Below are 20,732 nucleotides of genomic sequence, written 5' to 3' on the forward strand. Positions count from 1 at the left end.
GCTACGAGCCCACCGGTCCGTCCTCGCCGGCAAGGTGCCGGTTGATCTCGGCGACGTCGAAGGGTGTCGGGTCGCGGCCGCAGTCGGGGAACCAGTCTTCGACCGGGGCGTCGCCGACATCGGCCGCGGACCGCACCGTGGCCGGGACCTCGACCCCGAGCGCTGCCGCGACATCAGACACCTCGCCCGGACGCAGGACATCCTTCGGAGTGACGGGCCTGCCCGCACCGACCCAGCCTGCAAGGGTCTGCGCCCGGGACAGCAACGCACAGCCATCGGCCAACCGGTCCAGATCCGACATCACCGCGAGAATACTGGACTCGCTGCCACCCACCGGCTCGGCCGTGATGGTTGTGCTCCGCCAGTCGCTCGAACTCGACCAGACCTTTGAACCCACGTGGGCTGCTCAGGCTCGCCCGACTGCCGTGCGCTTGCCACCAGGGATCCGTCAGCCGGGGTAGGGCCCACGCCTCGGCCGAAAGACCCGCTCGTCAGTCGACCTGGTCGTACGTCCCGGGCCGCACGAACGGGACGATGAGCTGGGTTTTCTGGTCATGCCGGTCGATGACCATCGCCCGGTTGGGGCGGGCGTGCCACTCGAGCTTGTAGTCGCCGATCAGTGTGCCCAGGTCGTTCCCTGAGATGTTGAGCGCGACGATGCAGGCCACGTCTTCGAGGTTGGTGGAGCCGCCGATGTCGTCGACGAAGCGACGCGCACCGCGCCACCAGCCCAGGACATGCACTCCGCGGGACGGTCCGGTGCGCAGGACGGTGCGCAGGTCGTCGAGTCCGGTGTGGAACGTGCCGGGTTCGGAGATCTTGAGAAGGCCGCTCGCCGCGTCGGCACCGAAGATGACCAGGTAGGTGGGCCCGGCGGAGTCGAGGGTTTCGGCCAGTCCTTTGATGTATCTGCGCACTCCGGAGGCATCGATGACCTCGACGAGGTGGTTGGCGGCCTGAATCTTCTCGGCGGTGTCGTCGGCGGCGTGGTCGGCGGCGGCGATGAGGGACATGAGCACGAAGGTGGCCGCCCCCGGTGGGTGCTGGCGGGCCAGCGACACGGCGGCGGCGTGCAGGATGTCCGCGCCGACGACGCTGGGGCCGAGCACTGCGATGTGCCGGCCGGGGGAGGCGTCGAGGGTGAACGACGCCGCCGGCAATCCGATGTCGACGGCGCGGCCGACGAGCGCTTGCCTGCGGCGGACCTTGGCATTGAGGCGCTGGAAGGTCGGGTCGTCGTCGATGTGTTGTTCGGCGTAGCCGGCGAACACGGCCGGTGGGCCGGCACCGGGAGTACGGGACTGCCACAGCCGGTGCCGCTGCGCGGTGACGGCGGCCGGTTCGGTGTTCGGGAAGCGGACCAGGCGGTTGGCGCCATTGACGCCGGCCGCGTCGTTGATGACGGCGGTGCCGATGGGCACGTTGTCGGCGGCGTCGTTGAGGTGGTCGAGGACACCGCCGCCGCCGGCGAGGGCGACCCGCAGCGGGAACTGCCCGAAGATCGATTCGCCCTTGGTGAACAGGGCTTCCACGCCGGCGATGGTCTGTGAGGCGAGGATGAGGTGGATGCCGTAGGAGCGGCCCTTGCGCGCCAGGTCCTCCAGCGCGGCGGCGGCCTGGGTTGCGAGGCGGTCGTTGCCGATGAACAGGACGTGGAACTCGTCGATGACCGCGACGATGCGTGGCATGGCGAGATCGGGCCGGCCGGCGCGCAGGTCGACGATGCGGGTGACGCCGGCCTTCTTCAGTTCCAGCGCCCGCCGGTTCATCTCCCGGGACAGCTCGCGCAGTACCGCCATGCCGTACTCGCGGTCGGACTCGATGCCGACGGTGCGCGCGTGGGGGATCCAGGTGCCGTCGATCGGGGTCGGGGTGAAGTCGGCGAAGGAGACGCCTTCCTTGAAGTCGAGCAGGTACATCACCAGCTCGTCCGGGCTGTACCGGCTGGCCAGGCCGTACAGCACGTCGAGGAGGAAGACCGTCTTGCCGGATCCGGTCCGGCCGCCGACCAGCCAGTGCGGCGTCACGTCGTCGAGGCCGAGTTCGCACCAGCCGCGTCCCTCACGACCGATGGTGACCCGCAACCCGCCGGCGGAGGACTCGGTCCAGATGTCCTTCGGCATCAACGAGGTGAAGTCGACCGAGTGCTGCACCCGGGCGGCGGACGCCAACGGCCGGCAGATCGCTTCGATCAGCCCGTCGACGGGACCGGCGGCGAGGTGGACCGGGCAGGCCAGGCCACCGCTGTGGGCGTCCAATTGCTCGCGTCCCGGGGGTTCCGACATGGTGAACAGGTCGTCTTGTTCAGTCATGTAGGTCGTGTAGTCCAGGCGGGGCGGCGAGTTGAAGCCCGCCGGACCGGCCGGTGGATACCCGGCCAGCAACAGATGGACCCGGGCGGCAGGGCCCGCATGCGCGATGGCGGCCAGCCGGGCATGGTCGCCTCCGCCGCAGCCGGCCGGTAGCGCACCGGAGGCGATGAGCAGGTACGGCAATTCGTGGGCCGAGCCGGACTGGGAGACGCCGATCTGCTCCTCCGCCTCGTCGAGGACCGCTCGCAGACCATCGACGTCGATGACTGGCCGGCGCCACACCTGGGCCTCGACCAGCTGTCGGAACGGCGCGAACACGGCGCCCAACGTGCCACCGTCGACCGGCAGGACCCGCAGCGCGCCCTCGGGAAGCGCGGCCAGCGCACGTAGGAGGAGCCCTTGCAGCCAGCCCGCCACCTGAGGATCCCGGGCGTCGCGGTCGATCGCGATGTGACCGGCGCCGAGGAATGGCGCGGGTACGAGGAACGCGGCCCCCGGAGCTGGGCTCGCGGTACCGATCCGAACGTGCATCGACCGGCCGAGTTGGGCGTTGATTCCCATCTTGCGCGAGCGGGCCGAACCGTCGAGATCGCAGCCGAGCCAGCCCGGCAGGATCGACGCGGCGGCGGCGTTGAGCTGCTCGGCCAACCGCGCGTAGGTCGCCGCATGGCTGGACGCCGGAGCAAGTGACTCCCGCCGGGCAAGTTCCGCCCTGGCCGCCTCGGTATGCGCGGACGCCTCCCGGTGCAACGCCACAGCCCGGTTGAAACTCGACGACGCAGACGCCATGACGCTCCCACCGCTCGCACATCGAAGCCGGCATGGAGCCTACCCAACGGCAACTGCATGTGACGATCTGTGCGCGTCCGTTCGCCGGCAGGCGACCCCACGGTGCGATATGACTTCGATACTGTGTGTGCCGGCATCGTGGCCGGCACGGGGCGCGGGACTTGTTCGCCGCTCCTCGGTAGCCTCACGGTGATCAGGTCCGCGGTGGACCTGTGCGCGTCGATCCTTCAGCAGGAAGGAATGCCCTGACCGTGGCAAGCGTCGAAGAGGTCAAAGCGGCCCTCATGCAGGCAGCCCAGCATGCTCAGGAAACCGGCCAACAGGCCCGGGCCTGCATCGCGGGGGTCGACGAGACGATCGCCATGCTCCAGGCCGCAGCCCGGGGCACCAACCACCCGAAGGTGCAGGAGGCGATCGCCGCCGCGGAGCAGCAGAAACAGCTCCTCGGGGAGGCGGTCAACCGAGCCCACGCGACCGCGCAGGCCGCTCAGGACTACATCGGGGTCCTCGGCTAGGAGGGTCGGTCGACATGGACGTCGGGCAGGTCAAGGCGCAGATCGCCGCTGGAACGCGAGACGCCGACATCGCCATCGGCCTGCTCGCCAAGGTGACCGACACCATCGACGACGCACTCGGCGGCGCCCAGCACACCACCCACGACAGCCAGCATCCGAAGGTCACCGGCGGCCTCGCCAAACTCGACCAGGCCAAACAGGACATCGAGAGAATCGTGAATCTCCTCAGCACCTCGATCCAGTCCGCCGAGGCCTACGTGAGGCGGATCGGATGACCTCGGTCGAGGATGTCCTGACCCAGCTGAAGACGGTCATCGCGGAGATCGACCAGGCGGTAGTCGCCGTCATGCGGGCCAAGGCGCACGTCACCGACGCCCACGCCGCATTCAACGAGGCCGGCACAGGCACCCAGGACACCGACATGCGCAGCGCCATCACCGGCGCGGACACTGGCGGCAAAGACCTCCGGAAGGTCGCCGTGCTGCTGACCCAGGCCATCCAGGACTTCGCCGACTACGCCGACATCATCGCCCCGGGTTCCGGGCTCGGAAGTCGTTCCGACGACACGATGCCGCATGGCGAGCGGGTGGTCGCGGAGTCAGAGGAACACGGAGCGGACCGCTGGTTTCGTCGTACCAGTAAGAAGGCCGACGAGGTGAAGGACAGTGTCGCCGAGGTTGGAAAACCGATCGAGGGGGGCGCGAAGACCTGGAGCAAGATCGTCCGGTCGAAGACCGGCGACGCACCGGCAGGAAGCGGAGTGCCGCAGACGGCGGTACCGCACTCTCAGGCGCCGACACAACCGCATAGCTCAGCAGCGGACGCTACGGCGGCGGTGGTTGCCGCGGCGCTCGCTGCAGTCGTAGCTGGCAAAGCAATCAAGCAACGATGGAAGCAACTACGCGATAGGAGCCCATAGTGGTATCAAACGATCTGGCGGAATTCCTTCGGACAATGGTGAAGGGAGACGCGGAGGCCAACGACCGCATCGAGCGCAAGCTCGACGCGGAGGGATGGACGGGCTGGCCTATCTTTCTGGCGTACTGCTTCTACCTGGCAGTTGATCGTTACTTCAAGAGGCCAGCCGACGCGGGTGAGATCGTGCGATTCGTTGCGGATATTCGAGCATGGGTGGGCGATGACGGCCCCAGCATCGACCCAGTTATGGCCGAGCGGTTGATCCGCTCGGTATTGGACGAGGATATGGATATCGACACCAACGCATTGGATCAGGAAATGCTGGGCCACGTGGAGACGGCTGTCGTCTATGCGGTGCTCACTAGATCCAATATGTCAGACGTGGAGCTCGACAGCTTCTTTGCGGAGGCAAAGAAGCTCGCGTCTGCTAGGCTGGAAATTGATTGATCCGTTTCAAAGGGTATCGACGGCGCGCCCATACCATCCTTGGTGTGTCATTTGCGATCCTCGACTTGGAGCCCCGCTGCTGGGTTCTGTGACTAGATAACCATCGCGGACTTGGTTGAATACCTGCGAACGATGGTCGGCGGTGACGCCGAGGCCAATGGCACTCGACTCAAGATGTCTGGGGCGGGACTCGACGGGTTCTTTTGAAGGCGACACGAATGACGTCGACGGACCAACCGGAGGGCCCGCCCAGTCGTCGGTGAAACACCCGGCGCCCGTGCGTTCACGCCACAATTGATCGGCGGCGGAGCCGGTCGGATCGATGTTCATAACCACGGCTACCTGCCGGTCGATCCGTGGAGCTGGTCAGCCACGCCGAGGTCCGGGTGGCGATGTCCGAGACTCCTGCGAAGGTGATCCGCGAGTATGGCTCGCCCAGTCTCGACGCGGTCGCCTGCACCGGCGCAGCTGCAAGCAGCTCCAGGTAGGCAAGGTCGGATTCGTTTGGAGAGACGCCAGGCGAGCCCAAGCCGGGCCGGTCAGGAACGGCCGGGCCTCGGCGCGTTGGCATTCGAGTCCCAGGCGACGATGACTTCATCGATAGATTCGGCCGTCTCGGCCAAAACGAGGATGGCCTTGTATGAGCTTCGCCGTTCCGGGTCGGTGACCGCTTCGGCCGGAAGGAACGCGGCGACGTCGTCGACCTGCTCAGGATGTTGAAGGAGTCCCCCGAGTAGGGCGTCTTCGCGGTCTGCCAGGGCCGCCGGAATCTGAACTGCGAGTCGCGCAGCATCCTCACCGTGATCTGCTACTGGGCGGAGCGCAACGGATACCCGCCGACCGTCCGGGAGTTCGGCGCCGCTGTCGGGTTGGGCTCGCACTCCTCGGTCGCACACCACCTCGCGACCCTCCTTGCTGGGCACCATTTGCCGCCGGCTCGCCGAGCAACATGTCGAGGAGGAACTGACCCTGCCTGCCTCCCTGGTCGGGCACGGGCGACCTGTTCGCCCTCTGCGTGTGCGGTGCCTCGATGATCGACGGCGCCATCTGCGATGGAGACACGGTCTTCCACCAACAACCGATCGCTGAAAGCGGAGATGTCGTCGCGGCCATGCTCGACGGCGAAGCGACCGTCAAGGTCTACCGCCGCACTCGCAACGGTTGCACCGAACCCGCGCCCCGCAACCCGGAGTACCGGCCCATCCCGCGACCACGCCACCATCCTCGGCAACGTCGTCTGCGTCCTGTGGCGCCATAGCCCCGCGCCACCTCATCCGCGCCGTAGGTCGCGCCCGCTCGCAGTGCCACGTTCGCGCGCGGTAGGGCCCAGGGTCTCGCTCGATCAGCTGAGATCATGATCGACATGCGAGCTCCAAGGCTGCCCGGAATCAACGGCGCGGCAGTCCCGCATTGGGTGACGGCCGGCGTCAGAGGGACTGTGCCAACGAGCACCCGCCCGGTCCGATCTGCCGCCAAAATCGGCCAGATGCCGGCGGAATCTGCGGACAAAGATCTTGAGGCCAGATTCCCAGGCTGGGAATCTGGCCTCTGACCTGCGGAAATGGAGTGGGCGATACTGGGATCGAACCAGTGACCTCTTCGGTGTGAACGAAGCGCTCTCCCGCTGAGCTAATCGCCCGGGACCCCACGGACTGTACCCGATCCCGCCCCCCACACGCACACCGGTATCCCCGTCCGACCGGCGGATCAGTGGGTGGTGATGTACTCCCAGAACTGGCTCAGCGTCTCGAAGCCGTACTGGTGCTTGACCCACAGCCACGCGATCGACAGCAGCACCGCGATCACCGCCACGCTGGATGCGGCCCGGAGGGACCAGTGCAGGCGCTTCATCATCTGGGTGAAGTTGCGGACCTGGCGCCGGACCCAGTGGAGCAGGCGGGCGGCCCACGCGAACTCTATCGCCCAGATTGCCAGGCCCCCGAACACGATCGCCCAGCCGGGGCCGGGTAGGGGGACCAGTACCAGCCCCAGGGCGACGATCAGGCCACCCAGTGCGGCGATGCCGACCCTGAAGATGGTTCGGCCGCCAGGGAGTGCGTAGACCCGAAGTCTGGCGGTTCGGGCCCGGGCTCGCGTCCGGCGCCAGCGGCGCGGTTTGGTCGCCCCAGCACCGCCCGCGGAGGAGCCGGCAGGAGAGGTGCCAGAGGACGCGGCACGGGAGGCTCCAGAGGCTGCGGCCGGGGAGGCGCCAGAGGGCGCGGCAGGGGAGGTCCCGGGAGACGCGGCAGGAGCGGCCTCGGGAGAGGCGGCAGAGGAGGCCCCGGGAGACGCGGCTGGAGAGGCGCTAGAGGACGCAGCCGGGGAGGCACCAGAAGAGGCCGCAGGAGACCCCGCAGAGGAGGCGGCAGGAGATGCCCCGGAAAAGATGCCAGGGGAAGACGCGGAAGAAGAGGCAGCACGGGAGCGTTCCACGCTGCCCAAAGCTACGTGACCAATCCCCCGCCCGGCACCGGGCGAAACCCGGACACAACCCGGAGAGCCGTCACCGCCTGCAGGCGCCGGGCGTTACCGCATTGACATCGCGTTGCCGGCTCGGCAGACAAAGCGCGGACAAAGCGGCAGACAACCGGCAGACAAGGCAGCTGACAAGCGGCTGACAACGAAGCGGACAAGGCAGCTGACAAGCGGCAAGACGAAGCGGCAGACAAGGCAGCTGACAAGGCAACAGACAAGCGGCTGACTCCGCAGCGGACAAGCAGCAAAAAAGCGGCACACAAGCGCGAAGTGAAACAAAAACACAGCAAGAACATATAGGGACAGACCCGAGACTGTAGCCCATCAGACACCATACCGGGCGAAGTCGAGAGCGGGCCGATCGTACCTTTGGCCAGCTTTTCCCGCTGCGGATCGGGTTCGTGGTCCCACTACCGGGTGAGATCAGCGGATGGCGGAGCGTAACACTTCATGAGCGCTGAGTATTGGGAGGGGCGAGGCGTGTATGCCTCGCGGGGTGCCGGGGGGAGTTCGACATGAGTGCAATCCGACCCACAGCGGTGGAGGTGGAGACGTCGCTTCGGCTTGTGGCGCCGGATGCGACGGCTCTACCGGTGCGCGCGAGTCTCCGGTATGACCCGGAGGACCCGTACGCGGTGCACGTCCTCTTTCATGCCGAGACCGCCGGCGGCGAGCCGGTCAGCTGGTCGTTCGCCCGTGAACTGCTGGTGACCGGGCTCGACGAGCCGGCCGGTATCGGCGACGTCCGGGTCTGGCCGTGGGCCAGCCCGCGCGGTGACTTTGTGGCTTTGGCGTTGTCGTCGCCCGACGGTAACGCGCTCTTCGAGGTGCCGCGCAGCGTTCTCGTGCGGTTCCTGCGGCGGACCTACATCGCCGTGCCGCGTGGTCGCGAAGGCGACCACCTCGATGTGGACGCGGCGGTCACCCGCCTACTCGCGGGCCGCTAGGCAAAAAGAGAGAGGGGACGCGCGTGAGCGCGTCCCCTCGACGTTCAGACCTTGCGGTACTTCGCCTGGAACAGGCAGAACACGCCGTACGCGGCGAGGCCGACAGCGACCCCGATCAGTAGGAAGTCGCCGGCCGGTTGCTCCGCGAGGGTCTTGAGCGCCTGGTCGAGTCCGCGTGACTTGCCGGCGTCGTGCTGCGCCGCGGCGACGAGCACCAGCAGGCCGAGCGTGCCGTACACGGTCCCCTTGGCGGCGTAGCCGGAGATGCCCAGCCCGCGCGAGACGCTGCGCTCGCGCCCGGACATCTGGCCGGATTTCAGGTGCTTCTCGAACTTCTTCGCGATGCCGTACCAGATCAGGCCGATGCCAACCGCGGCGATCGCGATGCCGATCGCGCCGACGAGCAGCCGCCCGCCGGTGTTGTCCATCATCGAGCTGGTCGCCTGCTGCTGCTGGTCGCCGGACGACTTGCCGGCGCCCTGGAGCACCGTCACCGCCTTGTACCCGAGGTACGCGTAGAAGCCCGTCTTGAACACCGACCCCAGGCGCTCGAACGTGCGCTCGCGTCCGCGGTCCTCGAGGTGCCCGACCGCCGCCTCCAGCGCCTGCCACACGGCCATGGCCGCGAGGCCGATGGTGACCACGACCAGCAGGAACTTGCCGGCGGGCTGCTCGGCGAGCGTCTTGAACGCGCCGGCCTGGTCGCCCTCCTTGGCGGCCTTGCCGAACGCCAGTTGCAGGGCGATCCATCCCACGATCAGGTGGGTCACGCCGTACCCGACGAGGCCGATGCGGGTCAGCCGCTCCAGCCACTTGTTGTTGCCCAGGCGGCGGGCGGTCGCACTGGCCTCATTAACGGTCGTCACGTGGTTTTCATGTCCGGTTACGGCCTTCCTCAAACCTTTGGCCGTTCGGTTAAGGATGGGACGGGTGAGGTTTCGCGGCCGGGGCCGCGTCGTTTCCCCGTACGTGAACCTTCGTGGCGTGGTTTCCAGTGGAGTCGCGGTCGCCGCTGTCGCGGCCCTCATCGTGGCCGGTCCCGCCGGCGCCGCCGACGCCGGCAAGCGGATCGACCTTCGCGTTCTGGTCCTCACCGACGGCACCCCCGGCGTCGACGCGGTGAGCGCGCAACTCGAACGCGAGGGCGTCCCCTACGACTCGATCGACACCCGATTGGCCGGCCGCCCCACCGTCACCCCGGCGCTGCTCACCGCCGCCGCCGACCACGGGAAGTACCAGGGTGTCGTGGTGCCGAACGAGAACCCGCTGCCGGCCGCCGAGGCGACCGCGCTGGCCGACTACGAGCGCGGCTTCGGCGTGCGGCGCCTGGTCGCCTACACCTGGGCCGGGCCGCACGCCGGCCAGACCACGGCGTGGAGCGGTCCGCTCGACGGCGGCTCGCTCACCGTCACCGCGGCCGGCAAGGCGGCCGGCTTCGGCTACCTCGCCGGGGCGATCCCCGTCGACGACCGGGATCCGAGCGTCCCCGAGTCGTTCGCGACGCTCGGCACCGCCGGTGCCGGCTTCACCCCGCTGGTCACCGGCCAGGCGAAGGGCGGGGGCGCCGGGTCCGTCGCCGGTGTGTACACAGTGGACGGACGTGAGCAACTCGTCGTCACCACTGCGCTGAACCGGTTTCTGACCCACGGGCTGGTGCTCGGGCACGGCCTGATCACCTGGCTCACCAAGGGCGTCAACCTCGGCTACTGGCGAAACTTCTTCAGCCTGCACGTCGACGACGTGCTGCTGCCCGACGACCGCTGGCACACCGGCGGCAACTGCACGGTCGGCGCCGACTGCCCGTCCGACCTGACTGCGCCGGAAATCCGCATGCTGCCGGCCGACGTCGACACGCTCGTCGCGTGGCAGCAGAAGAACGGGCTCAAGCTCGACGTCGCCTACAACGCCTTCGGCGCCAAGGCGACCGACCCGCTCACCACGCGGCTGCTCGCCCGCAAGGCCGACCTGCGCTGGCTGAACCACACCTGGAGCCACCTGCATCTGGGGTCCGTGGCTGCCGCGGACATCACGGCCGAGATCACGAAGAACGTCGACTGGGCCCGCACCAACGGCGTCACGATCGACAAGCAGGAACTGGTGACCGGCGAGCACTCCGGGCTGCGGTCGCTGCCGGAGCTGCCGGCGGACAACCCGAACCTCGGCCCGGCGCTGCAGGCGGCCGGCATCACCTCGATCGCCGCGGACGCGTCGCGCGAGCAGTTCTCCCGCGTGATCGGACCCGCCCGCACGGTGCCCCGGCACCCGATGAACATCTACTACAACACCGGCAAGGCTGCCGAGGCGGTCGACGAGTACAACTGGGTCTACACGTCGCGGGCGAACGGCGGCAGCGGGATCTGCGAGACGAACCCGGCGTCGACGTGCATCACACCGCTGGGCGCCAACGGCTTCACGAGCTACATCGTGCCGACCGAGGTGCGCATCGCGTTCGACCACGTCGCGGCGGCCGACCCGCGTCCGCACTACGCGCACCAGTCCAACATCACGGAGGACAAGGTGCTGTACCCGGTGCTCGACGGGCTTCTGACAAGATACAAAGCGGTCTACGCCGCGAACACCGGACTGGTGAACCCGCGCATGTCGGCGGTCGGCCAGTTGTTCGCGCGCCAGGACGCGTGGCGGAAGGCCGTCGCGGCGCGCACGGTCACCGGCTACCGGATCGGCGACACGGTGACGATCGTCAACACCGGCGCCGCCGCGATCGACACCCCGCTGACCGCGCCGACCGGAACCCGGAAGGTGAGCCTGAACCTGCTCGGGGTCGGCGTACCCGGTGACGCGTACGGCGAGGCGTACGGCGGGCAACGGTCGGCGTGGCAGAGCCTGGCCCGGAACAAGCCGGTCGCCGTGAAGCTGCCATCATGAGGATCGCGCTGATCAACGAGGGCACCTACCCGTACGCGCCGGGTGGGGTGAGCACCTGGTGCGACCACCTCGTGCGGGGGCTGCCCGAGGTGCGCTGGCACCTGGTCTCGATCACGTCCGGCGACACGCCGCCGCCGGTGACGGCGCCGCTGCCGTCCACAGTGGACGCCGTGCAACCGGTGCCGATGTGGGGAATCGAGCGGCCGGGTCGGTACAAGGCCGAGCGCGCCGCGGCCCGGATGTGCCGGGGCATGCTCGGCAACACACCGGCCGACCTCGCGGTGTTCGCGGAGGGGCTGCGGGAACTGGCGTTCGCGGCCGTCCCGCCGCGCCGCTGGTTCCGCTCGCCGGCCGGCCGGCATCCGCTGGCGGGTGCTCCGCTGACCGACATCCTCCTGGACGCGTGGGCGGGCAGCCCGGCGCTGCCCCGGCTCACCATGCGCGACGCCGACGACGCGGCCGTCCTGCTCGAACACTCGGTGCGCCCGCTCGCCGCCGTCCTCCCGCCGGTCGACCTGTGCCACGCCAACGCAAACGGCCTCGCGGCGCTGATCGCGCTCGCCTCGAAGTGGCGCGACCGGCGGCCGTTCGTGCTCACCGAGCACGGCGTGTACCTGCGCGAGCGGTACTTCTCCACGCGGGGTCTCGCGCCGGGGGTGAAGGCGACGCTGCTCCGGTTCCACCGGGCGCTGGCGAAGCTCGCCTACGCCGAGGCCGCGCTGATCGCGCCGGTGAGCGGGTTCAACCGGCGCTGGGCCGAACGGCACGGCGCCGACCCGGCCCGCATCGCGGTGATTCCCAACGGCGTCGACCCGGGCCGGTTCGCGCCGATCGAGGGCGAACCCGACCGGCCGACCATCACGTGGGTCGGCCGCGTCGACCCGTTGAAGGACCTGGAGACGCTGATCCGCGCGTTCGGCTACGTGCGGGCCTGGCTGCCGACCGCGCGGCTGCACCTGGCCGGCCCGGTTCCGGCCGGCAACGAGGCGTACGCCGCCACCTGCCGCAAGCTCGCCGCCGACCTCCAGATCGCCGACGCGGTGACGTTCGCGGGTGAGGTGGCGTGCAGCCGCGAGGCGTTCGCCGCCGGCCACGTGGTGGCGCTGTCGAGCGTCTCGGAGGGCATGCCGTACACGGTGATCGAGGCGATGATGTGCGGCCGGGCGACGGTGAGCACCGACGTCGGCGGCGTCGCCGAGGCGGTCGGCGACACCGGGCTCGTGGTGTCGCCCCGCGACCCGCGCGCCTTCGCCAACGCCTGTCTGGAACTGCTGACCGACCCCGCCAGACGGGCGGACATGGCCCGGCGGGCCCGGGCCAGGGCACTGGGTGAGTACACATTGGACAGATGCCTGTCCACGTATCGGGGCCACTACCGGCGGCTAGGGGCATTGGTGTGATCACCATGGTGGTGACCGACGAGTTGTACGCGTCGCTGGAACAGCGGATGGCCCCGGTCTGCCGGTCGGCCGTCGACACCGGGGAAGTGGCCGCGTACCTGGAGGCGAGCGGCGTCAACGACCGGGTGGCGGAGCGGGACTACGGCGTCACGAGCGTCTTCTCGCTAGCGGCCCGGCTGCGCGCGGACCACGCGGCCTACCCGACCGCCGGCTACGCGCCCGGCGGGCACGACCCCAACGCGGTCGCGCCCGACCGGGTCGGCCCGGCGTCGGGCGTCGGGGTGACGCTCGTCCGCTCGGCGCTGTACCTGACGCCGGCCGTGGTCGCCGTCGGCGGCGCGACCGAGTTCGCCGGGGTGCCCGCGCCGGCCGGTGCGGGCGCGCTCATCTACGGCTGGGCGACGGCGCAGGCGTTGGCGTTCCTGGGTTACCGGGCGCTGGGCGCCATCGGTGCGGTCGCCGCGGTCCGGGTGCTCGCGCTCGGGTTCGTGGCCGCCGGTGCGGCGTGGGCGGGGCTGCTCGTCGCGTTCGGCGTCACCGATCCGCTGGCCCACGCCGTGGCGGCCGGGCAGGTGGCGCTGTTCGCCTCGACCGCCGTCGCGTTGGTGACCGGCACCGAGAAGCGGGTGCTCGCGGCCGCCGCCGGGGTCTGGATCGCCGCCGGGGCCGTGTACGCGGGCACCGGTCTGTGGATCGTCGGCGCCGCGATCGGGGTGCTGGTGATCGTCGCGTACGGCCCCGCGACGCGGAAGGGCGAGTGGTACCGGCCGCGCCCGCGGGAGGCGGCGCGGGCGTTGGCCAACGGCGCCGTCGGTGCCGGACAGGCCGTGCTGTTCGCGTCGGTGGTGCTCGCCGGCGGCGACCTGCTCCGCGAACCGGTCGCCGTGATCCCTTTGCTGGTCGGGGTTCCGCTCGCCGAACTCGTGCTGGTGTGGCACCAGCGGCGGGTCGCGGTCACCCGGGCCGCGCTCACCGACCGCTGGCAGTACCCGCGCCGGCTCACCCGGGTGTCGCTGGCGACGCTGGGCGTGCTGGCGGTTCCGGTGGCGGCCGGTGCGTTGCTGACGGCGTCGGAGTCGGGCCGGCTCGCGGCGGTGGTGCTGCTGGCGGCCGTGAACGGGTTGTGCCTGGTGCTCGTCGCGCACCGCCGGTTGGGCCTGGCGGCGTTGCTGGTGTGGTGGCCGGCCGTGCTCATCGGCGTCCTCTATCGGGCCTTGCCCGGTGCGACGACCCAGCTGATCGACATGCTCGTGGCGGTGGTGCTGTTCGCGGTGTGCGTGCCGGCGCTCGGTGTGGTGGCGATGGTGCTGAAGGACCGTTGGAGCTACCGGTGACGACGCTGCTGCCGCTGTACGTGTACCCCGCCGACGACCCCGACGCGTGGGCGGCCGTGGCCGAGAACCGGTGGGACGTCACGGTGATCGTGAACGTCCACAATGGACCCGGACGGCGGTACGATCCCGCCTACGGCTACGCGTGTGCGGCCCTCGCCGAGGCGGAGGTGCCGATGCTCGGCTACGTCGACGTCGACTACGCCGGGCGTCCCATCGACGACGTCCGCACCGATATCCTTGCCTGGCGCGCCTATCCGGTCGGTGGCGTGTTCTTCGACCAGGTGCCGTCCGATCTGGCGTCGTTGCGGTGGATGACGCACGCGGTCGCCACCGTGCGCGGCCGGATCGTGCTGAATCCCGGCGTGCGGCCGCATCCCGGCTACGCCGCGCTCGCCGATCTCGTGTGCACGTACGAGGGTCCGTGGCCGCGGTACCGGGCCACGCCCGCCGAGCCCGACTGGCCGAACGCCGCGCATCTGGTGTACGACGTACCCGTGGCGGACCTGACCGAGGCCACCCGCCGGCTCTACCGCCGCGTGGCGCACGGCCTCGTCACCGATCTCGCCGGCACGAACCCGTACCGGGGCCTGCCGGCGCCGTTGCGCGTGCCGGCCGGGGTGGTGGCGTGAGGTCTTTCCGGCTCGTTCTCGGCGGCGCGGCGTTGGTCGTGGCGCTGGCCGCCGGCATCGCACTGTGGTCGTTCCGCTCCGAAAAGAACATCGATGACGCCGATGCGCCCCCGCCGTTGTCACCGTCCGCTGTGGACGCTTCCCCCGTGACCGTCGGCGAGTGGTGGCGCCCGCGCGCCGGGCTCACCTGGCAGTGGCAGCTCAGCGGCAAGCTCGACCGCTCCGTCGACGCCCAGGTGTACGACGTCGACGGCCAGGACACGTCCGCCGCCGACGTGGCCGCCCTGAGGGCCGCCGGCCGCCGCACCATCTGCTACGTGAACGCCGGTGCCTGGGAGAAGTGGCGCCCCGACGCCGGAAAGTTCCCGAAGTCCGTGCTGGGCAAGGAACTCGACGGCTGGCCCGGCGAGCGCTGGCTCGACATCCGGCAGTGGAAGACCCTGGAGCCGATCCTCGCGGCCCGCTTCGACACCTGCAAGGCCAAGGGCTTCGACGCCGTCGAGCCCGACAACGTCGACGGCTACGCCAACAAGTCCGGCTTCCCCCTGAAGGCGGCCGACCAGTTGACGTTCAACCGCCGGCTGGCCGACCTGGCCCACCGGCGCGGCCTGGCGGTAGGCCTGAAGAACGACGTCGACCAGGCCGCCGAACTGGCCCCACAATTCGACTTCGCGGTCAACGAGGAGTGCGCCCAGTACGACGAGTGCGACAAGCTCGCGGTGTTCGTGAAGGCCGGCAAGCCCGTCTTCCACGTAGAGTACGAAAAGGAGAGTGGCCGCTTCTGTCCCGAATCCCGACGGCTCGGCTTCTCCTCGATGCGCAAGAAACCCGAACTCGACGCCTGGCGCGAAACCTGCTGATCACGGCCGCCATCCTGCCGCCACGAGTGCGGCCCGCAGTTGGTCGGCCACCTCCTCGGGCCGGTGCCGCACGGCCCACGACGGGAACCGCAGCACCCGCCCACCGGGAATCCAAAGGTCGTTCTGCCGCTTCATGTCCGCCCACCACTGCCGAACGTCCATGTGCTGGCCCCCGTCGATCTCGACGTGTACCCGCCATCCCTCGAAGACCGCGTCGAGGTAGCGCCGCCGGCCCGCCGAGTCGTCGCGTATCACCTGGCAGGTTGGCCGGGGAAAACCGGCGTCGCGGCACAACCGGATGAACTCGGCTTCGGGCAGTGAGTGAACGCCGCCCTGCGCGTCCCGGGCCGCCTCCAGGATGAGGCCACGACGGCGCACCCTCGGCATCGCGGCAACGATCCGCTCCACCTCGTCACCGTCGACCAGTCGCTGTTGATGGGCCGCGGCGATCAATGCGCGGGCCCGGTCGTCGAAACAGGTCCACCGCTCCCGCGCGAGGCCGGCGATCCGGTGTACGACGGCGAAGATCGGCGGCTTTCGGTGCCGCATGCGTTCGGGAAGAACCACGTGGATGTCGTGCTCGGTGAAACCGCGCAACCCCAGCACCGTCAGGGCGGTCACACCGCCGAGCGGAGCCGCGCGGCCGCCGCCCGCGCTGAGGGAAGCGACCCATTGACGCTGGTTCTCGTTCGCGAAGACGAACGGCTCCGAGCCGGCGAAATAGACACCCCGGTGCGCCACCTGCCATCGCCCGGTGGCCAGGCGGTGCCTGACCGCTCCCGGGCCGAGCAGCCGTAGCGCCTGCCGCCGGCTGATCACGTTGTCCTGCCGCAGCAGGAGTTGGCCGAGGACGTCATTGTCGCGCGAACTCACGGTGGGGAAGTGTGACCCCGCGGCCGCATATGTGTCACGCGCGATCTTCGCGCCTGTGGATAACCAACTTAGCCGGACACTTTTTGCAGCTATCACTACAAAAAGTGTCCGGCTAGCGCGGGCGCCTACGATGTCGGCGTGAATGAGGTGCTTGCCGATGTTGCGCCGGAGCCGGAGCCGTCCGACGTTGTTCTCACGCTCGGCCTGCTGGGCGGGTTGTGCCTGCTGTTCGTGGCGGCGATCGTGATCGTCATTGTGCTGGTGGTCAGGCGAAACCGGCAATGAGGGCACCGGCCAGGATCGAACCGGCGTTGGCACCGGCGGCCACCAGGGCGATCAGCGTCGGGCGGCGGCGCACCGCCAGCCAGAGTATGGCGGCCTCCACCAGCCACACCACGATCTCGGCGGCGGCGACGCGCAGCACCGGCGGGCGCTCGCCCAGGGCCGACCAGAGGACGGGGTGGGTCAGCAGGTTGACGACCAGCGCCAGCGCCACCGCCCGCCACAGCGGCGCCAGCCGCAACGACACCAGGGCGGCAACGTACAGCGGGACCTCCACGGCCAGCGTCAGCAGCAGCGCGGTCACCTGGGGCACCCCGTGACCGTACTGATGGTGCTCGCCGCGGTGGGGGCGTTCGCGCTCGCGGTCAACGCGCCGATCGCCACCACGGTGCTCGGGTTGATCGCGTTCGGGGTGCTCCACAACGTCCTCGAACTGCGGTACGTCACCGGGCGGTTCCAGCATGTCCTCAAGGGACGGTTCCTGGTATCGCTCGTCGCGCTGGTGAGCGGCATCGTGGTGTGCCGGGTCGCGGCGTTGGTGGTCGGCGCGCCGGCCCGGTATGCGGAGATTGTCATCGGGTACGCGGTGCTCGCCGCCGCGACCGTGGTCGCCCGCAACAGGGTGCGATACCTGGTGCTCGCGGCGCTCGTGGTGGCCGTGGGAGCGAGCATCCGCTGGCCGGCGTACCACTTCGTGGTGCTGGCGCACCTGCACAACGTCGTCCCGTTGATTTTTCTGTGGGAATGGGCCCGGCGCCTTCCGACAAACGCCGCGCGGGCGGGGTTCCGCGCGGTACAGGTCGCCTGGGTGCTCGCGGCGCCGGCGCTGATCCTGGCCGGCGCCGCCGACGCCTGGACCGGCGATCTCAGCACGAGCGGGTTCACAGACAAGATCGTCGCCGTGAGCGCGCCGCCGTCCGCCGTCGACACGGTCGTCGGAACACGGTTCCTCGTGGTGTTCGCGTTCCTGCAGACCATGCACTACGTGGTGTGGGTGTGGTTCCTGCCGCGGTACGCCCCCGACGCCACCGCGGCGTTCGAGCAGAGAGTTCCGGCGCTGCCGAACAGAAGGGTGTGGGCGCTCGGCGTCGCCGGCGGCCTGGTGCTCGCCGCGATGTTCGCGGTGGACTACTGGAGCGGCCGCTCCGTGTACGCGGCCCTCGCCACCTACCACGCGTACCTCGAGTTTCCCGTGCTGTTGGCCTTGTTACTGACATCGTCGGGCGGACGTAACACAATTCCGGCATTGTCGGCTGATGGAGCTACTGCCGCCGGCCGTTGAGGCCGACCTCGCCGCACCGCTGCGGGACTTCTGGCTCGACCGGGAGGCCCAGCACGTCAAGGACGTGTACGCGGGCGTCCGCATCCAGAAGATGCCCGAGGATCTGCGCGTCTACGAGCACCTGCTGTGGATCTCGCGGGCCGACACGGTGATCGAACTCGGCACCAACCACGGTGGCTCGGCGCTGTGGTTCCGCGACCGGCTCACCACGATGGCCACCGGCTACGGGCGGATCCGGCACCCACAGGTGATCTCGATCGACCGCGACCACGCGAAGGCGCGGAAGGCGATCGGCGCCGACCCGCCGGGCATCACGCTGCTCACGGCCGATCTCGGGGACAAAGAGCTAGCTGACCGCGTGAGCGCGCTCCTCAGGCCCGGCGCCCGCTGCCTGGTGGTGGAGGACACGTTGCACGCGTACGAGACGACCAAGGCCGCACTCGACGGGTTCGCCCGTTTCGTTCCACCGGGCGGCTTCTTCGTGGTGGAGGACGGCATCGTCGACGTCCCCGACCTGCGGCCCGACAAGGACCTGCCGCGCGGCGTGCTGCCCGCGATCCACGACTTCCTCGCCGGCGCGGACGGAAAGCAGTTCCGCGTGCGGCGCGACCTGGAACGGTACGGCCTGACCTGTTTCCCCGGCGGCTACCTGGAGCGGGTCAGTCCTCCGGCCGGCGGCGCTGCTGCTTGGTGATGGCGCGCGCGCGTTTACCGTCCAATCGCCTTTGCACCGCTCCCCGCGACGGCCTGGTGGGTCGCCGCGCCGCCGGGCCCGGCGCGATCGCGGCCGTGACCAGCGCGACCAGCCTGGCCTCGGCGGCACGCCGGTTCCGCAACTGCTCGCGGTGCTCCTGCGCGAAGACGACCAGCGAACCGTCGACCAGGCGGCCGGCCAACCGTTCGAGCGCCCGCGTCCGGAGGACGGACGGCAGCGCGCCGCTCTCGGCGAGGTTCCAGCGCAGCTCGACCCGCGAGTCGGCGGTGTTCACGGACTGCCCGCCCGGGCCGCTCGACCGGGAGAACCGCCACGACAGCTCGGACCGCGGGATCGCGACCCCACCGCGCAGAGGTATCTCATCGGCCATGATTACAAGGATGCCAGCGCCGACAACCGGTTTCAGCCGGCGAGCTCCGGCGGGAAGCCGCCGGTGGCGATCGGGCCCCAGCTCTCGATCGTGACGCGGATCAGGCACTTGCCCTGGCGGACCATCGCCGCCCGGTACTCGTCCCAGTCGGAGTGCTCGCCGGAGATGCACCGGAAGTACTCGACCAGCGGCTCCACCGCGTCGGGCAGCTCGATGACCTCGGCCCGGCCGTCGACCTGCACCCAGGCGTCGCCGAAGCTGTCGGAGAGCACCAGCACCGACACGCGCGGGTCGCGCTTGGCGTTCTTCGACTTGGCCCGCTGCGGGTAGCTGGAGACGACGATCCGGCCGTCGGTGTCGACGCCGCCGGTCACCGGCGACAGCTGCGGGCGTCCGTCGGCCCGCGTGGTGACCAGGACGAGGTTGTGCCGTGGACGGATGAACTCGAGGAGCTCGGCCCGCTCGACCCGATCAGCGGTGGCGATCTTCATGAACCGAGCCTACGCGGGTGCAACCGCGCCCGCGGTTCGAGCCGTCTAGTCTCTGGCGGGGGAATCTGACCACGGTCGATACGTAGAACGGGGAGACTATGGCGAATCAAGTGAGCAGGCGCGCCGCCATCGGTGCCGGAGCTACGCTGGCGGCCGGTGCCGCGGTCGCGGTGACGGCCGGGCCGGCCATGGCGGCACCGGGTGGTGCCGGTGCGGCGACCCCGGCCGGCGGGAACGTGGCCCCACCGGTGGAGGCGGGAAACGTGCCGAGCGTCGAGCCGAACGGACCGGGCCGCATCCGGCACTGCTACGAGTCGCGCAAGGTGCGCGCCGGTGGCCGCTGGCACTCGCACATCGCGCTGCTGAACGCCGACGGCACGAAGACCGAGGTCGTCGCCGACGACGCCGACTTCGTGATCAACGGGTACAGCGTGCAGAAGCTGTACGTCGCGATGTGCGTGCTCGACAAGATCGACCGCGGCGGGCTGGTCAACGGCGTGCCGCTGACCCTCGACACGAAGGTCGTCCTCACCGCCGACATCATCGCCGGCGGCAGCGGCATCTTCCACCTGCACCGCGGCGCGTACGGCGACTCGATCACCGTCGCGAACTTCCTCACCGCGATGCTGCTCGTCTCCGACAACACGTCGGTGCGGCTGAGCGGCCTGCACGTACCGGCCGCCGAGATCAACCAGATCCTCGAGGCCAAGGGCTTCGTGCACACCCGCGTGGAGCCGGTGGCCAACCCGAACCGGTTCTTCCTCGGCGTCACCACGCCCCGCGAGACCCACGACATGCTCACCCGGCTGGTCAGCGGCACGCTGCTCAGCGCGGCGTCGACCCAGTGGTTCCTGCGGGTGCTGCGCTGGGTCAACGGCTACATGGACGGCGTGCGCCGCGAGATGTCGTCCGACGAGCGCAGCCGCGTCGCCACCAAGTACGGCGCCGACTTCAACACCCTGGGCGGCTCGCGCCACGAGGCCGGGGTCATGTTCGGCACCGACGGCTCGCCCCAGCTCACCTACGCGATGTTCGCCGACGCCCACCCCGACCAGAGCAACTACGGCGCCACCCACCCGGTGGTGCAGGCACACGCGGTGATCGGCCGGGTGATGTTCGACTCGATCGCCACCTCGACGGCGGCGGCGGCGCGGAGCCACTACAGTCCGGCACCGTTCGTGCCGTACAAGGGCGATTGACGGTGGTG

25 protein-coding genes and 1 tRNA gene are annotated in these 20,732 nt (G+C 69.7%); 16 read left to right on the plus strand and 10 right to left on the minus strand.

Annotated features, from left to right (window positions below; genetic code table 11):
- Window position 1: 1 nt before the first annotated feature.
- Together Vau01_RS34755 and Vau01_RS34760 are read right to left on the minus strand one after the other, a co-directional pair.
- Entirely contained in the window at window positions 2–301 is a 300-nt protein-coding gene (locus Vau01_RS34755; RefSeq protein ID WP_204001794.1) for a hypothetical protein, read from the minus strand.
- Between the two features lie 190 nt (window positions 302–491).
- Window positions 492–3,101 carry an FtsK/SpoIIIE domain-containing protein gene (locus Vau01_RS34760; RefSeq protein ID WP_204001797.1) on the minus strand — a complete coding sequence of 870 codons (2,610 nt, stop codon included), beginning with the start codon at window positions 3,099–3,101 and terminating at the stop codon, window positions 492–494.
- A 251-nt stretch (window positions 3,102–3,352) separates the two neighbouring features.
- Here Vau01_RS34760 and Vau01_RS34765 point away from each other — a divergent pair, with 251 nt between their 5' ends.
- Genes Vau01_RS34765 through Vau01_RS34780 form a run of 4 tightly spaced genes read left to right on the plus strand, consistent with a single transcriptional unit; the run spans window position 3,353 to window position 4,981 of the window.
- Complete coding sequence (locus Vau01_RS34765; protein WP_204002340.1) at window positions 3,353–3,616, plus strand: hypothetical protein; 264 nt, start codon at window positions 3,353–3,355, stop codon at window positions 3,614–3,616.
- A 14-nt stretch (window positions 3,617–3,630) separates the two neighbouring features.
- Complete coding sequence (locus Vau01_RS34770) at window positions 3,631–3,891, plus strand: hypothetical protein (RefSeq protein ID WP_204001800.1); 261 nt, start codon at window positions 3,631–3,633, stop codon at window positions 3,889–3,891.
- Entirely contained in the window at window positions 3,888–4,535 is a 648-nt protein-coding gene (locus Vau01_RS34775) for a hypothetical protein (protein WP_204001804.1), read from the plus strand. The genes Vau01_RS34770 and Vau01_RS34775 overlap by 4 nt, the downstream gene beginning before the upstream one ends.
- A gap of 35 nt (window positions 4,536–4,570) precedes the next feature.
- A complete protein-coding gene (locus tag Vau01_RS34780) occupies window positions 4,571–4,981 on the plus strand; it encodes a hypothetical protein (protein ID WP_204001805.1) in 411 nt (136 codons plus the stop codon).
- A 539-nt stretch (window positions 4,982–5,520) separates the two neighbouring features.
- On the opposite strand, the gene Vau01_RS65350 is transcribed toward Vau01_RS34780, so the two are convergent.
- Complete coding sequence (locus tag Vau01_RS65350) at window positions 5,521–5,880, minus strand: DnaB-like helicase N-terminal domain-containing protein (protein WP_373320342.1); 360 nt, start codon at window positions 5,878–5,880, stop codon at window positions 5,521–5,523.
- On the opposite strand from Vau01_RS65350, the gene Vau01_RS65355 reads away from it, so the two are divergent.
- Both Vau01_RS65355 and Vau01_RS65360 read left to right on the plus strand, forming a co-directional pair.
- Window positions 5,782–6,015, plus strand: coding sequence for a LexA family protein (locus Vau01_RS65355; protein ID WP_373320343.1), 234 nt, complete (start codon window positions 5,782–5,784; stop codon window positions 6,013–6,015). The genes Vau01_RS65350 and Vau01_RS65355 overlap by 99 nt on opposite strands.
- Window positions 6,012–6,239 carry a LexA family protein gene (locus Vau01_RS65360; RefSeq protein ID WP_373320344.1) on the plus strand — a complete coding sequence of 76 codons (228 nt, stop codon included), beginning with the start codon at window positions 6,012–6,014 and terminating at the stop codon, window positions 6,237–6,239. Before Vau01_RS65355 ends, Vau01_RS65360 begins: the two co-directional genes overlap by 4 nt.
- 309 nt (window positions 6,240–6,548) lie before the next feature.
- Here Vau01_RS65360 and Vau01_RS34795 read toward each other — a convergent pair.
- Window positions 6,549–6,620 (minus strand) — tRNA-Val (locus tag Vau01_RS34795).
- Window positions 6,621–6,688: 68 nt separating this feature from the next.
- Window positions 6,689–7,414, minus strand: a complete 726-nt coding sequence (locus Vau01_RS63760; RefSeq protein ID WP_239152093.1) for a TIGR02611 family protein — start codon at window positions 7,412–7,414, stop codon at window positions 6,689–6,691.
- A 557-nt stretch (window positions 7,415–7,971) separates the two neighbouring features.
- Here Vau01_RS63760 and Vau01_RS34805 point away from each other — a divergent pair.
- Window positions 7,972–8,403 carry an SsgA family sporulation/cell division regulator gene (locus Vau01_RS34805; RefSeq protein ID WP_203928863.1) on the plus strand — a complete coding sequence of 144 codons (432 nt, stop codon included), beginning with the start codon at window positions 7,972–7,974 and terminating at the stop codon, window positions 8,401–8,403.
- Between the two features lie 44 nt (window positions 8,404–8,447).
- Here the strand turns inward: Vau01_RS34805 and Vau01_RS34810 are convergent, their stop codons facing one another.
- The gene (locus Vau01_RS34810; RefSeq protein ID WP_239152094.1) at window positions 8,448–9,269 is read right to left on the minus strand and encodes a DUF1206 domain-containing protein; all 822 of its coding nucleotides are present in this window, start codon (window positions 9,267–9,269) and stop codon (window positions 8,448–8,450) included.
- A 118-nt stretch (window positions 9,270–9,387) separates the two neighbouring features.
- Here Vau01_RS34810 and Vau01_RS34815 point away from each other — a divergent pair, with 118 nt between their 5' ends.
- The 5 genes from Vau01_RS34815 to Vau01_RS34835 are packed head-to-tail and all read left to right on the plus strand — an operon-like array spanning window position 9,388 to window position 15,512.
- The gene (locus tag Vau01_RS34815) at window positions 9,388–11,289 is read left to right on the plus strand and encodes a hypothetical protein (protein ID WP_204001810.1); all 1,902 of its coding nucleotides are present in this window, start codon (window positions 9,388–9,390) and stop codon (window positions 11,287–11,289) included.
- Window positions 11,286–12,689: a GT4 family glycosyltransferase PelF gene (gene pelF / locus Vau01_RS34820; RefSeq protein ID WP_204001819.1), complete on the plus strand. Its 1,404-nt coding sequence runs from the start codon at window positions 11,286–11,288 to the stop codon at window positions 12,687–12,689. The genes Vau01_RS34815 and pelF overlap by 4 nt, the downstream gene beginning before the upstream one ends.
- Window positions 12,686–14,023 carry a hypothetical protein gene (locus Vau01_RS34825; protein ID WP_204001822.1) on the plus strand — a complete coding sequence of 446 codons (1,338 nt, stop codon included), beginning with the start codon at window positions 12,686–12,688 and terminating at the stop codon, window positions 14,021–14,023. Before pelF ends, Vau01_RS34825 begins: the two co-directional genes overlap by 4 nt.
- Window positions 14,020–14,652: a spherulation-specific family 4 protein gene (locus Vau01_RS34830; protein WP_204001825.1), complete on the plus strand. Its 633-nt coding sequence runs from the start codon at window positions 14,020–14,022 to the stop codon at window positions 14,650–14,652. Before Vau01_RS34825 ends, Vau01_RS34830 begins: the two co-directional genes overlap by 4 nt.
- Window positions 14,649–15,512 carry an endo alpha-1,4 polygalactosaminidase gene (locus Vau01_RS34835; protein WP_204001827.1) on the plus strand — a complete coding sequence of 288 codons (864 nt, stop codon included), beginning with the start codon at window positions 14,649–14,651 and terminating at the stop codon, window positions 15,510–15,512. The genes Vau01_RS34830 and Vau01_RS34835 overlap by 4 nt, the downstream gene beginning before the upstream one ends.
- Here the strand turns inward: Vau01_RS34835 and Vau01_RS34840 are convergent, their stop codons facing one another.
- Window positions 15,513–16,385, minus strand: coding sequence for a DUF559 domain-containing protein (locus tag Vau01_RS34840; protein ID WP_239152095.1), 873 nt, complete (start codon window positions 16,383–16,385; stop codon window positions 15,513–15,515).
- Between the two features lie 138 nt (window positions 16,386–16,523).
- Here Vau01_RS34840 and Vau01_RS34845 point away from each other — a divergent pair, with 138 nt between their 5' ends.
- The gene (locus tag Vau01_RS34845; RefSeq protein WP_204001831.1) at window positions 16,524–16,670 is read left to right on the plus strand and encodes a hypothetical protein; all 147 of its coding nucleotides are present in this window, start codon (window positions 16,524–16,526) and stop codon (window positions 16,668–16,670) included.
- On the opposite strand, the gene Vau01_RS34850 is transcribed toward Vau01_RS34845, so the two are convergent.
- Entirely contained in the window at window positions 16,651–16,980 is a 330-nt protein-coding gene (locus Vau01_RS34850) for a hypothetical protein (RefSeq protein ID WP_204001834.1), read from the minus strand. The two genes, Vau01_RS34845 and Vau01_RS34850, sit on opposite strands and share 20 nt — an antisense overlap.
- A gap of 3 nt (window positions 16,981–16,983) precedes the next feature.
- Between Vau01_RS34850 and Vau01_RS34855 the strand changes: the two genes are divergently transcribed.
- Both Vau01_RS34855 and Vau01_RS34860 read left to right on the plus strand, forming a co-directional pair.
- Window positions 16,984–17,949, plus strand: a complete 966-nt coding sequence (locus tag Vau01_RS34855; RefSeq protein WP_204001836.1) for a hypothetical protein — start codon at window positions 16,984–16,986, stop codon at window positions 17,947–17,949.
- The gene (locus Vau01_RS34860; protein ID WP_204001838.1) at window positions 17,924–18,643 is read left to right on the plus strand and encodes a CmcI family methyltransferase; all 720 of its coding nucleotides are present in this window, start codon (window positions 17,924–17,926) and stop codon (window positions 18,641–18,643) included. Before Vau01_RS34855 ends, Vau01_RS34860 begins: the two co-directional genes overlap by 26 nt.
- Here the strand turns inward: Vau01_RS34860 and arfB are convergent.
- Window positions 18,609–19,034 carry an alternative ribosome rescue aminoacyl-tRNA hydrolase ArfB gene (gene arfB / locus Vau01_RS34865; protein ID WP_204001840.1) on the minus strand — a complete coding sequence of 142 codons (426 nt, stop codon included), beginning with the start codon at window positions 19,032–19,034 and terminating at the stop codon, window positions 18,609–18,611. The genes Vau01_RS34860 and arfB overlap by 35 nt on opposite strands.
- Before the next feature lie 32 nt (window positions 19,035–19,066).
- Window positions 19,067–19,525: a PPOX class F420-dependent oxidoreductase gene (locus Vau01_RS34870; RefSeq protein WP_204001842.1), complete on the minus strand. Its 459-nt coding sequence runs from the start codon at window positions 19,523–19,525 to the stop codon at window positions 19,067–19,069.
- Window positions 19,526–19,635: 110 nt separating this feature from the next.
- Here Vau01_RS34870 and Vau01_RS34875 point away from each other — a divergent pair, with 110 nt between their 5' ends.
- Complete coding sequence (locus tag Vau01_RS34875) at window positions 19,636–20,724, plus strand: serine hydrolase (RefSeq protein ID WP_239152096.1); 1,089 nt, start codon at window positions 19,636–19,638, stop codon at window positions 20,722–20,724.
- The last annotated feature ends 8 nt before the right edge of the window (window positions 20,725–20,732 follow it).

The sequence above is a fragment of the Virgisporangium aurantiacum genome (genome assembly GCF_016863635.1).
Lineage (GTDB): Bacteria > Actinomycetota > Actinomycetes > Mycobacteriales > Micromonosporaceae > Virgisporangium > Virgisporangium aurantiacum.